An 11839-nucleotide genomic window follows, 5' to 3' on the forward strand; every position below is an offset into this window, starting at 1 on the left:
ACAGGCTCCTTTTCATCAGCCCTTGGTCGCGCCAAGGGTCAGTCCGGCAATGAAGTGCCGCTGCATTAGGAAAAACATCAACACGGGGGGCAGGGCTGCGACGATGGACCCGGCAGAGACCAGGTGCCACGCGGCCACCCATTGCCCGTTAAGTGCGTAAAGCCCTGCGGTGACGGGCATGGCGTGTTGGCCCTGCACCAGAACCGTGGCCCAGAAGTAATCGTTCCACACGAAGGTGAATACCAGCACTGACAGGGCTGCGATGGCGGGGCGCATCAGGGGCAGCACGATATGGCGGAATATCTGCCATTCGCTGACCCCTTCCACCCGCGCGCTTTCGATCAAGGCAAACGGCATACCCTTGATGAAATTGCGCATGAACAGAGTGCAGAACCCGGTCTGGAAGGCGACGTGAAACAGCACGAGGCCGAGTGTGCTGTCATAGAGCCCGGCCTTCAGCGTCAGATCGCGCACTGGCACCATCAGGATCTGGAACGGGATGAAGTTGCCCGCAACAAAGGCAAAGAACACCCAAAGATTGGCGCGAAAGCCGTAGACCGCCAGCGCAAAGCCGGTCAGGCAAGACAGGCCCACCGCGCCGATCACCGTCGGGATCGTCACCTTGAACGAGTTCAGGATATACCAGCCGATCGGGCTGTCGCGGAACACCGAAGCATAGTTTTCAAACGCGATGGACGAGGGCACACCAAAGTAATTGCCAGCCGCCAGATCGGATGCCGGGCGCAGCGACGTTACCGCCACACCGATCAGCGGAAACAGCCAGATCACCAAAGCGATGGGCAAGGCAATCTGATAGGCAAGTCTGGTGGGGCCCGAGGCTTTTTGAATCGGGGTCGGAAACATCAGCGGTTCCTTTCCTGTGCGATCATCCGCACGATGAACAGCGTGATAAACACCATCATGATCAGGAACAGCACCACCGCGATGGCCGCCCCGTATCCCATGCGATAGCCGTATTCGGACAGGGCCTGTTCATACATGAAATACGACAGCACCTGACTGGAGCCATAAGGCCCGCCCGCCGTCATGATCGACACCAGATCGAAACTGCGCAACGCCCCGATCACGGTCACGACCATGGCGATGAAGGTCGCGGGCGCCAGTTGCGGCAAGATCACATGGCGCAGCAGACGCCAGCCACGGGCATTGTCCATCCGCGCGGCCTCGATCTGTTCCGAGTTCAGGTTGTTCAACCCGGTCAGATACAGGATCATGCAATAGGCGGTCTGCGGCCATAGCCCTGCTACGATGATGCCATAAGTGACATAGCGTTCATCCGCGAGAATCGCCACTTCGCTGCCGGTCAACCATTTGATCATCTGCGAGAACAGGCCGAAATCGGGGGCGTAGAACCATGTGAACATCAGGCCGACAACGACTTGGCTGATCACGAAAGGAAAGAAGAACATCGACTTGTAAAGCCGGATACCCCAGACGTTCTGGTTCAGAAACAACGCGGCTGCCAGCCCCATCGGGATCGCCAGCAGATACAGTCCCAGCCACAGCAGGTTGTTTTTCAGCGCGACATAGAAAGTATCGTCGTCCAAAAGCTCGACATAGTTGGCCAGACCGATCCAGGTTTTTGGCCCGAGGCCATCCCAATCCTGAAAGCTGATCCAGATGGATTGCACAATCGGGATCAACACATAAATCGAGAACATCAGCGCACCCGGAGCAAAAAAGACGTAGGGTGCAATCTTCATCTGGTTCCGTTTCCAGAACCCGGCAGGCTGGGGATCGTGCTGCATAGCGACCTCGTTAATGAAGCGGGTCGGGGCCGCCAGAAGGCGACCCCGTAGTCGGGGGAGGAGTCCGACTTATTTGTAGACCTTGGCGCGGGTTTTCTCGAGCCGTTCAAGGATGCGGTCCAGATCGTCGGGCTTGACCATGAATTCCTGAAAGCCCTCCATCCCGGCCTTGGCCATTTCGGCAGGCGCGTCGCGGTCATAGAACTGCGCCAAAGCATGCGCGTTCGACAGCATGGTGAAGCCTGCTTCAAGGAAGGTGTCGGTGGGTTTTGCCGCTTGATTGTTGACCGGCAACTGGCCCAGCGTCGTGTTCATCTTGGCTTGCGCTTCGGGCGAGGCGAGATAGGCAAGGAACGTCTTCGCGTCTTCCTTGTTCTTCGCCCCGGCAGGGATGTGGAACGTGTCGGTCGGCGCATCTTCCGACATCGGAATACCTGCGGTAATTTCCGGGAACTGCATAAAGCCGATCTGGTCTTCGCTCAGCCCGCCGTCTTTCATCGTGGCCACCGCAAAGTTGCCCATCAGATACATCGCAGCCTTGCCCTGCACGATTTGCGGGATGGCATCTTGCCAATCAATCGCCGCATGGTTGGCGATGAAATAGCCCGGCTTGACCAGTTCTGCCCATTTCTCGAACACGGCTTTGACCCGCGGATCGGTGTAGGGCACTTTGCCAGACGTCAGCTCCATGTGGAATTCATAGCCGTTGACTCGCAGATCGAGGTAGTCAAACCAACCAGCAGTCGGCCACAAGGCTTTGGTTCCAATGGCGAAAGGCACGATTCCTGCGGCATTCAGCTTTTCACAGGCGGCCAGCAGTTCGGCCCAGTTTTTCGGCGGCGTGATGCCGTTCTGTTCAAACAGGTCTTTGCGGTAGTAGATGCCCCACTGATAGTAAGTGTAAGGCACACCCCACTTTTTACCATCAATGGTCATAGACGAGGCGGCCGATTTCAACTGATCATCCAGACCATTGGCCGCCCAAACGTCGCTTACGTCCTCGAACAGGCCGGCTTTGACAAATGGCTCCATCCGGTTGCCCGCATACCAAGCGGCCACATCCGGCGGATCGGCGGTCAGAAAGTTGCGGATCGCGGCCTTGTAGCCTTCGTGATCGAAGTTGTTCCATTTGACGGTAATGTCAGGATGTTTCACCTGAAAATCTGCAATCAACTCTTCCATCGCCTTTTTCGGCGTCGGGTCCGAGTGATCCGAGTTGATGGTGATCTCGCCTGCAAATGCAGCTGAGCCCATTAGAAAAGCGCTAAGCGCCAGCCCGGTGAGGGCTTTTGTGAGTGTCATGGTTTCCTCCCTGAAACCGGAAATCGGTTTTGCCCCAGAAGTCTCTCCTCTTAAAGAGCATCTGGTTGCGGTTGAATTTGGCATGAAATGCAGTAAACTCTACCGACATGCGGCCTAATATTTCCGGTATTCTAAGGTGTCTGTGCAAATGAAATCCGAAACGACGGCGAATACGCGTTTTGAGTCCACGCCCGCGCAGCCCGAGTATGACCCGCTCCATCCGCTTGTGGTGTTTGGCGATCATCGGTTTTGCGCGAGCCCGACGCAGGATGTTCAGTGCATGGCAGGGCCGCATATGCACAGCCAGATCGAGCTGAATTTCGTTCTGGAAGGTGAGATGACCTATTGGTTTGACGGGCGAGAGTTGACGGTGGATGCCGGCCGGCTGTGCCTGTTTTGGGGGATGGTGCCGCATCAGGTGATTTCCCGTGCCGATCCGACGTGGTTTGTCTGCCTATATGTGCCGATGTCCGTGTTTCTGGGGTTTGGCTCGCTGATCCGGTTTCGCGATGCGGTGTTTCGTGGGGCTTTGATCGAGGCGATGCATCTGACCGCTTGGGACCGCGATATCTTTCTGCGGTGGCGCGACGAATTGCTGTCGGGCGATGCCGGCCTGTCTGAGATTGTCCGCAATGAATTGACGGCGCGAGTGATGCGGATCGAACGCGATGGCTGGCGTGATCTGCGCGAGGCAGGTTCGGCGATCGCCAGCCCTGCCCCACATGGCGCAGAGCGGATTGAACATGTCGAGCGTATGCTGCGCTATGTGGCGGAACATGCTCCGGGCGACGTGCGGGCTGAAGCGGTGGCAGCCAGCAGCGGCCTGCATCCGAACTATGCGATGTCACTGTTCAAACGGTCGGTTGGGCACAGCATCACGCAAGCCATCACCCGGCACAGGTTGGATACGGCGCAGTCGCTGTTGATCTCGACAGACAAATCCATCACCGAAATTGTGTATGAATCCGGCTTCGGGTCGATCTCGCGCTTTTATGAAGCGTTTTCCGACAGATTTGGCGAGCGCCCAAAAAAGTTCCGCCAACGCTTGCGCGCCAAGGCTGTGCCTTCTTCTTAAGTTTGCAGGCGTCGCTGCGAAAGATATGGCGGGCTTAGCATGCGCGAAGCAACCGCACTGTGACCAAGCTGCTTTGGCTTTCAGGCGCGAAAGCGACGCGCCTGCCCCTGATATCTTGAAAGCCCTTCACCATCCTCAAAATCGCGCCGTGTCATCGACGTTCACGCGGCCATTTTCAGACTTCGGACGGATAAGACGCGGCCGATGCCAAGCCTTGCCCCTTTTGACGCACTACTCTCGTCGGGCGCTTGCGCAGTGGGCAGTTTTGATGACCGAGCACCCTGCCCCCAATCGCCGCAGTCAGTCCGGCCAGACAGGGCCTGCTGCCGTTGAGGCAGATGCACGTTCTCACGGCGCGATGATTGTTCGAGAGATTGGCGACCATGTTGCGCTGCAGGTTCAGGCACTGTCAGGTGGGCAAGGTTGTGCTTAGCGTTGCTGGCTAAAGGCGGCCAGCCAAAGGCGACGGGACGTTGGATGGGCCTTCGCTCCAGCCGCGTTCGGATGACTGCGCACAGGCCGAAGCGCAGTTGTAACCCGGTCTGCGACGCGGTTTCTTTGCGCAGGAATGATCCGGTTGGCCGCAATGGAATCGCATGCTTTTAGGGTTACGACAACGGCCTAGCAGGCGTGGGGGACAGATTGCGGCCAGCGTGCGTCGACCGAGTTGGACTGTGCAAACAACACATCTCTCAGACGTCGTACCGTGTGACCCCGCGGCGCAGGGCATCGACTGGTTGGGTGAGGATTACCGCTTGATGGGCCCGCTGGTCGCAGTTTGAACGCGGACAAATGCGGCAGTTGATGCCGATCTGAGTCATCCGGGCCTCAGACATCGAGAAGCTTTCAGCATAGCCAATTTCCGGCGCATATTGGACAGCGCAGCCCATCGCGACAGCCAGACGATTGTCTTGGGCGTGACGCGCCCATGTCGGGCGATCCACGGTGCGGGAAAATACGAAGAACTGACTGCGATCAGGCATCTCGACAAATTGCGGCACGATGCGGTTGGGGGTGCGGAACGAGGTATGCACTTCCAGCCGCGGGCAAGCACCGCCATATTCGGCCAGATGAAAATCTGTGGCGTTGAAGCGTTTGGTGACATTGCCGCCCTTGTCTATGCGCAAGAAGAAAAACCGCACCCCCTGTGCGCCCTCGCGTTGCAACGTGGTGGCGCGGTGACAGGCCTGCTCGAAGCTGACGTCAAAGCGGGTGGCAATGTGGTCAAAGTCATATTTCGAGGCGCGGGCCTCGGCCAGAAACTCTGCATAGGGCATCAGGACGGCTGCGGCGAAATAGTTGGCCAGTTCCACCCTCAGACGGGCGATTCCCCGCGCCTCATGGATGCCACTGCGCTGAATCAGGCTGTCCAAAAGGTCGCGCTGTTCCAAAAGCCCCACCATATGTACCAGCTGAAACGTGCGGTTGGGTTGATCCAGCGCCTCAGAGAGCAGGATTTCGCGGCGGGTCTCATCGTATTGGCGCAGAGCGCCCGGCAGATCCTCGACCCGGCACAGCCTGACCGTGACCCCAAGATTGTCGCGCAGCCTTTGCTTGAGCATCACATAAATCTCGTCCCTTTCGATCAGAGGACTGGGCCAAAACGCTTCGGCGGCCTCTTCCAGCTCACGAAAGTGGTTGCGGTTGCGGCGAAACACATCATGCACCGCCGCTTCGGGAGAAGCCGAGGTTTGCGGCGCGCCGCTTTCGGTCAGGGCCAAAAGCTGATCCGACACGACCTGATAGCTGCGATAAAGTGTCATGAAACTGTAAACCAGCCCCGGCGCATGGACCAATGCTGCCCGCAATTGCGGCAAATCAGGGCGGGTCTGTGTAAACAGCGGATCCTGAATAACCGCGCGCAAATCCGAGAGCTGGGCGGTGCCATCCTCGTTGGCAATGTCGCGCCACTCGACTCCATAAGCCTCGAACAGGCGCAGCAGAACCTGCACCGATACAGATCTTTCGTTGTTTTCCAGAAGGTTGACATAAGACGCGCTAATTCCAAGCGCCTTGGCCATCGCACCTTGGGTTTCTTTGCGTTCCAACCGAAGGCGACGCAGGTGGGGGCCGATGAAGGTCTTTTTCATATCATCCCACACAAGGTAATTTTGCTGAATTTACAATATTACATCGTTTCAATTCTGTAAACTCTCGCACTCACAGCGAAACGTGTTTTCATTTTGCACAAGTTTGATGCAGTGCGAAGGCTGCCTCTGACCCAAGGAGGACACCATGCGCACCGGCATCAATCACCTGTTCATTCCCGGCCCGACCAATGTGCCAGAAACCGTGCGGCAGGCCATGAACGTGCCAATGCAGGATCACCGGGCCCATGATTTCGGGGGCTTGAACCTCGGGATTTTTGCCGATCTCAAGCGCCTGTTTCGCACCACAACAGGACAAGTGCTGTTGTTCCCCGGCTCTGGCACCGGGGCGTGGGAGGCCGCGATCACCAACGCACTGTCGCCGGGGGACCGGGTGCTGATGGCGCGACATGGCCATTTTTCTGTCCTGTGGGCGCAGATGGCGCTGCGGCTTGGCCTGAATGTGGACCTGATCGATCTGCCATGGGGCGCGGGCGCGCCGATCAGCGAATTCGCCCGCAAGCTGGGTGCGGACACCAATGGAGAGATCAAGGCGGTTTTCGTCACCCATAATGAGACGGCAACCGGAGTGACTTCGGACATTGCGGCGGTGCGGCGGGTGATGGAAGAGTCGCTTCATGACGCGCTTTTGTTTGTCGACGGCGTCTCGTCCATCGGATGTCTGCCGTTCGAGATGGACGATTGGGGCGTAGATCTCGCGGTGACCGGCAGCCAGAAGGGGCTGATGATGCCGCCCGGTCTGGGTATTCTGGGGGTCAGTGCAAAAGCGATGAAGGCCAGCCAAGCCGCAACCATGCGGCGGGCCTACTTTGACTTCGCCGATCAGGTCAGCGGCAATGAGACTGGCTATTTTCCATATACCCCGCCGATCCAGCTGCTGCACGGCCTGCGCGCCGCACTTGATCGCATGCAGGACGAGGGCTTTGACACCATCATCGCCCGCCACCGCCGTCTGGCCGCAGGCGTGCGTGCGGCGGTTCAGGCTTGGGGACTGGAGGTCTGCGCAGAAAGCCCGACGCTTTACTCCGACACAGTGACTGCCATTCGCACGCCAGCAGGCGTCGACGCGCGCGACGTGATCCGCATCGGTTATGATCGCTACAATGCCGCGTTCGGCTCAGGCCTTGGCCCGCTGGCGGGCAAGGTGTTTCGCATCGGCCATATCGGCGACAGCAACGAAGGCATGTGCCTGACTGCAATCGCTTTGGCCGAATTGTCACTGGCGGCAGCGGGAGCCTCGATCCGGTTTGGGTCAGGGGTCGCAGCGGCGCAAGAGGTCTACGCCCTCCCCGCACCTGAACCCGCACAAATCGCCGCAGAATAGACCGCAATAGCAGGAGCCTAAAATGAGCCACACTCTTCACCCCATGCGCAAGCCGCGTCTGCAACGGTCGGAACTTGCGGTTCCGGCCTCTAATCCCACCATGATCGACAAAGCAGCAGACGGTCTGGCAGATTATGTGTTTCTGGATCTGGAGGATGCCATTGCCCCTTCGGAAAAAGAGCAAGCGCGCAAGAACGCCATTCAGGCGCTGAATGACATCGACTGGCGGGCCAAGGGCAAGACGGTTTCGGTGCGCATCAACGGGCTGGATACCCATTACATGTACCGCGACGTGGTGGACGTTATGGAGCAGGCCGGTGATCGGGTCGACACCCTGCTTGTGCCCAAAGTCGGCGTCACCGGCGACCTTTACATGGTCGAGGCCATGGTCAACCAGATCGAACAGGCCAAAGGTTACAGCACCCGCGTCGGGCTGGAGGCCCTGATCGAAACCGCGCTTGGCATGGCCAATGTCGAGGCCATCGCGCAGTTCGGTGGCAGGCTAGAGGCGTTGCACTTTGGCGTGGCAGACTTCGCGGCCTCGATGCGGGCACGGACGACGAACATCGGCGGGCTTAATCCGCATTATCCGGGTGACCAATGGCATGCCTCGATCAGCCGGATGGTAGTCGCATGCCGGGCCTATGGCTTGCGGGCGATCGACGGGCCCTTTGGTGATTTCAGCGACCCCGAAGGCTACAAGGAAGGCGCCCGCCGGGCTGCGGCTTTGGGATGCGAGGGGAAATGGGCGATCCATCCGTCGCAGATCACGCTGGCGAACGAGGTCTTCTCGCCGCCCGAACCCGAAGTGACCCGGGCGCGCCGCATCATCGAAGAACTGCGCAAGGCCGAAGCCATGGGCAAAGGGGCAGCTCAGCTGGATGGCCGGATGATCGACGCGGCATCCGAGCGGATGGCCATGAATGTATTGGTTTTGGCGGATGCAATCGCGGCCAGGTAGCCGGAAAACTTCTGCGAAAACTCAACAGTTGAAGCGTCTGAATTGACACCCAATTCAGGACGCAGAGGGGAAAAGATGGACATTCACGAATATCAGGCCAAAGAAATCCTTGCCCGTTTCGGCGTGCCCGTGCCCCGCGGCGGACTGGCTTACAGCCCCGAGCAGGCAGGCTACCGCGCGCGGGAATTGGGCGGCAGCGCTTGGGTGGTCAAGGCGCAAATCCACTCTGGCGGCCGCGGTGCTGCAGGTGGCGTTAAACTGTGCAAGACCCCGGACGAGGTCCATGCCTTTGCCGCCACGCTGTTCGGCAAGCAACTGGTGACCAAGCAGACCGACGCCAACGGCAAAGGCGTCTACCGTGTGTGGGTAGAGGGCGCTTCGGACATCGCGCAGGAACTTTACCTTGGCTTCGTGCTCGACCGCAAATCTGAGCGCATCATGATCGTGGCCTCGGCCCACGGCGGGATGGAGATTGAGGATCTCGCCGACAGCGACCCCAACAGCTTGCGCCGCATGACCATCGATCCAGCCGTGGGATTGTCCGAATTTCAAGCCCGCGAGCTGGCGTTTCAACTGGGTCTGCAAGGGGGACAAGTGGCGCAGATGGTCACGACTTTGCGGGCCTGCTACCGCGCCTACCGCGATCTCGATGCGGTCATGGTCGAAATCAATCCGCTGGTGATCACCCACTCTGGCGACCTCGTGGCGCTGGATGCCAAGATGAGCTTTGACACCAACGCGCTGTTTCGTCAGTCACAGATTGCAGAACTGCGAGACCGCAGCCAAGAAGACCCGCGCGAAAGCACGGCAGGCGACCACGGCTTGTCCTATGTCGGACTTGACGGCGATATCGGTTGCATCATCAACGGAGCGGGCCTCGCGATGGCCACGATGGATATGATCAAGCTGGCCGGGGGCGAGCCTGCAAACTTTCTGGACATTGGCGGCGGTGCCTCGCCCGAGCGTGTGGTGCGCGCTTTCAGGACGGTGCTGGCCGATGGCAATGTTTCTGTCATCCTTGTGAACATCTTTGCCGGCATCAACCGCTGCGATTGGGTGGCCCAAGGTGTGGTGCAGGCCTACAAAGAGGTCGGACTGACCATTCCTGTCGTCGTGCGACTTGCGGGCACCAATGTCGAGGAAGGCAAGGCCATCATCGACAGCTCCGGGCTGCCGCTGATCTCTGCCGATACGCTTGCCGAGGCTGCCGCCGCTGCGGTTGCGTCCCGCCCCAAACCTGCCACGCACAAAGCCGCCTGAAGGAGGACACTATGGCCATTCTTATCACCGAACAAACCCGCGTCATCGTGCAGGGCATGTCTGGCCGGATCGGCAGCTTTCACGCCGCCGACATGATCCGGCATGGAACCAACGTCGTGGGCGGCGTCACCCCGGGTAAGGGCGGCGAAACCATTCTGGACCGCCCACTTTTCAATACCGTGCGTGAGGCTGTTGAGGCGTTGGGCGCCGAGGCCACCCTTATCTTTGTGCCACCGCCCTTCGCGGCAGATGCCATCATGGAGGCGGCGGATGCCGGGATCAAAACCGCCGTCTGCGTGACCGACGGCATCCCCAGCCAGGATATGATGCGGGTCAAACGCTTTCTGCGGCGCTATCCCGAAAGCCGCAAGATGCGGTTGATCGGGCCGAATTGCGCTGGGATTATCTCACCCGGCCGCGGCTTCATGGGGATCATGCCGCCGCATATTTACATGCCGGGGCGTATTGGCATCGTGGGCCGATCAGGCACGCTGGGCTATGAGGCGGCCGCGCAGATGAAGTCCTTGGACATCGGCGTATCCACTTCGGTTGGGATCGGCGGCGATCCGATCAACGGGTCTAGCTTCCGCGATATTCTTGAACTGTTCGAGGCCGACCCCGAAACCGATGCCGTGATGATGATCGGCGAAATCGGCGGCCCGCAAGAAGCCGATGCGGCAGCCTTTGTGCGCGACCATATGCGCAAGCCAGTCGTCGCCTACATCGCCGGGCTGTCGGCACCCAAGGGTCGCAAGATGGGTCACGCCGGGGCCATCGTCAGCGCGTTCGGGGAAAGCGCACAAGAGAAGGTCGAAATCCTTTCGGCAGCCGGTATAACCGTCGCCCCCAACCCCTCGTCGATGGGCCAGACTATGGCCAACGTGCTGTCACGACGTCGCGCGGCCTGATCTCGGCAATCTCCCGTTGGTCGGGCAGGCTCACCGGGCGAGTCCGTAAGACATGGGACTTGCGCAAGCTGCAGTCTTCCGAGGAGAGCATCCGTATCGTGCTGTCTGGCGTTCGTGGCGCAGACAGCCTCGCCGAGTTGTGCCCAAGGAAAGGACTTCCGGTTGCTGAGGGATGCCAAACCGATGTCATCATGGGTGTTTCGGTCATGATCACGCCAACCACCGCATGACGTTTGATTTCTAGCGTGCGCGCCTGCGTACTCCTGAAATATGCGCCGCCCGGTTTTTTACGTCAGCTTCCTTTCGACATTAAGTCAACGCTGGGGCCATGCGCGCGGGTCGGAAACCATACCGCCAAGTGGGCGGGGCAGAAACGGGCGCTCCAAATGGGCGGATTCAGAAGGGGAGAATCTGGTCTGTCCACCTGCCACAATTCCCGAAGGGCCGGGCGAAAAGGTGCGCTATAATATCAAACAAAATCGATGATTTATATGTGGCGGTGCATGTAGTTTCGATAGAGCCAGTCTCGAAAGAGGTCGCGCCAATTCTTGTTTTGACAAAGTGTCGTGATTACAGCAGGTTATCGGCAGATCGCGCTTGCCGAATGGAGCGATCTGGGGCAAAGCAGGCCTATAGCAACCGCCGAGCGATTGCGCTTATCTGGGATCGGGATGCCAAAATCCGGATGTAATTGCGGTAGCGCGGGCCAAGATTGCCAATGTGCGCCTGGACATGGCGACCACTGCGTAGACAACTGATCGGCTGAGACGTGTCATTGCCGTTATCTGAAAAACGATTGTTGTTATGTGGGAACAAATTGTCGTTTTGCGGGAATGACGGCGGCAGCGATGTGAGACTAACAAGGAGCCCGCATTTCTGACAGATCCTAGCTCGCTTTGGTTGTGTTGGTGGGCGGGCTAGTGATCTGGCCAGAAAGTCGCCTCGAACTGGGCGCACCGCAGGGTCCCAAAGATTGCCGCGCTACGCTCTACCGGCCAAAAACTGCTAATCAACGTATGCTAGGGTTGCTCAGTTACTCTCCTAGAAACGGCCGTTCATGCTCAGTGCAGAAACCTGAGGCGATCACAGCGGGGCTTGTCGCCGAGAGTTTGGAAAGACTTTCAAATGCGGC

General features: G+C 58.9%; 9 protein-coding genes. 5 read left to right on the forward strand and 4 right to left on the reverse strand.

From position 1 onward, the window contains the following. Nucleotides 1–15: 15 nt before the first annotated feature. From QQJ98_RS18480 to QQJ98_RS18490, 3 genes are all read right to left on the reverse strand, one after another. Nucleotides 16–864, reverse strand: coding sequence for a carbohydrate ABC transporter permease (locus tag QQJ98_RS18480; RefSeq protein ID WP_284326713.1), 849 nt, complete (start codon nucleotides 862–864; stop codon nucleotides 16–18). Next, a complete protein-coding gene (locus QQJ98_RS18485) occupies nucleotides 864–1769 on the reverse strand; it encodes a carbohydrate ABC transporter permease (protein ID WP_284326712.1) in 906 nt (301 codons plus the stop codon). The genes QQJ98_RS18480 and QQJ98_RS18485 overlap by 1 nt, the downstream gene beginning before the upstream one ends. A gap of 69 nt (nucleotides 1770–1838) precedes the next feature. Further along, complete coding sequence (locus QQJ98_RS18490; protein WP_284326711.1) at nucleotides 1839–3071, reverse strand: ABC transporter substrate-binding protein; 1233 nt, start codon at nucleotides 3069–3071, stop codon at nucleotides 1839–1841. A gap of 148 nt (nucleotides 3072–3219) precedes the next feature. Between QQJ98_RS18490 and QQJ98_RS18495 the strand changes: the two genes are divergently transcribed. Next, nucleotides 3220–4146: a helix-turn-helix domain-containing protein gene (locus QQJ98_RS18495; protein ID WP_284326710.1), complete on the forward strand. Its 927-nt coding sequence runs from the start codon at nucleotides 3220–3222 to the stop codon at nucleotides 4144–4146. Nucleotides 4147–4838: 692 nt separating this feature from the next. On the opposite strand, the gene QQJ98_RS18500 is transcribed toward QQJ98_RS18495, so the two are convergent. Beyond that, nucleotides 4839–6236 carry a helix-turn-helix domain-containing protein gene (locus QQJ98_RS18500; RefSeq protein ID WP_284326709.1) on the reverse strand — a complete coding sequence of 466 codons (1398 nt, stop codon included), beginning with the start codon at nucleotides 6234–6236 and terminating at the stop codon, nucleotides 4839–4841. A 145-nt stretch (nucleotides 6237–6381) separates the two neighbouring features. Between QQJ98_RS18500 and QQJ98_RS18505 the strand changes: the two genes are divergently transcribed. From QQJ98_RS18505 to sucD, 4 genes are all read left to right on the forward strand, one after another. Next, on the forward strand, nucleotides 6382–7578 hold the full coding sequence (locus QQJ98_RS18505) for a pyridoxal-phosphate-dependent aminotransferase family protein (RefSeq protein ID WP_284326708.1): 1197 nt from the start codon (nucleotides 6382–6384) through the stop codon (nucleotides 7576–7578). A gap of 22 nt (nucleotides 7579–7600) precedes the next feature. Further along, complete coding sequence (locus tag QQJ98_RS18510; protein ID WP_284326707.1) at nucleotides 7601–8539, forward strand: HpcH/HpaI aldolase/citrate lyase family protein; 939 nt, start codon at nucleotides 7601–7603, stop codon at nucleotides 8537–8539. Nucleotides 8540–8614: 75 nt separating this feature from the next. Then, the gene (locus tag QQJ98_RS18515) at nucleotides 8615–9799 is read left to right on the forward strand and encodes a malate--CoA ligase subunit beta (RefSeq protein WP_284326706.1); all 1185 of its coding nucleotides are present in this window, start codon (nucleotides 8615–8617) and stop codon (nucleotides 9797–9799) included. Nucleotides 9800–9810: 11 nt separating this feature from the next. Continuing rightward, nucleotides 9811–10707: a succinate--CoA ligase subunit alpha gene (gene sucD, locus QQJ98_RS18520; RefSeq protein ID WP_284326705.1), complete on the forward strand. Its 897-nt coding sequence runs from the start codon at nucleotides 9811–9813 to the stop codon at nucleotides 10705–10707. The last annotated feature ends 1132 nt before the right edge of the window (nucleotides 10708–11839 follow it).

The sequence above is a fragment of the Cypionkella aquatica genome, from assembly GCF_030161095.1.
GTDB classification, from domain to species: domain Bacteria; phylum Pseudomonadota; class Alphaproteobacteria; order Rhodobacterales; family Rhodobacteraceae; genus Cypionkella; species Cypionkella aquatica.

Bases quoted from the DNA above. Each gene is read 5' to 3' on its own strand.
- QQJ98_RS18490 (WP_284326711.1), bottom strand. From the start codon at position 3,071: ATGACACTCACAAAAGCCCTCACCGGGCTGGCGCTTAGCGCTTTTCTA.
- sucD (WP_284326705.1), top strand. From the start codon at position 9,811: ATGGCCATTCTTATCACCGAACAAACCCGCGTCATCGTGCAGGGCATG.
- QQJ98_RS18515 (WP_284326706.1), top strand. From the start codon at position 8,615: ATGGACATTCACGAATATCAGGCCAAAGAAATCCTTGCCCGTTTCGGC.
- QQJ98_RS18495 (WP_284326710.1), top strand. From the start codon at position 3,220: ATGAAATCCGAAACGACGGCGAATACGCGTTTTGAGTCCACGCCCGCG.
- QQJ98_RS18480 (WP_284326713.1), bottom strand. From the start codon at position 864: ATGTTTCCGACCCCGATTCAAAAAGCCTCGGGCCCCACCAGACTTGCC.
- QQJ98_RS18510 (WP_284326707.1), top strand. From the start codon at position 7,601: ATGAGCCACACTCTTCACCCCATGCGCAAGCCGCGTCTGCAACGGTCG.
- QQJ98_RS18500 (WP_284326709.1), bottom strand. From the start codon at position 6,236: ATGAAAAAGACCTTCATCGGCCCCCACCTGCGTCGCCTTCGGTTGGAA.
- QQJ98_RS18485 (WP_284326712.1), bottom strand. From the start codon at position 1,769: ATGCAGCACGATCCCCAGCCTGCCGGGTTCTGGAAACGGAACCAGATG.
- QQJ98_RS18505 (WP_284326708.1), top strand. From the start codon at position 6,382: ATGCGCACCGGCATCAATCACCTGTTCATTCCCGGCCCGACCAATGTG.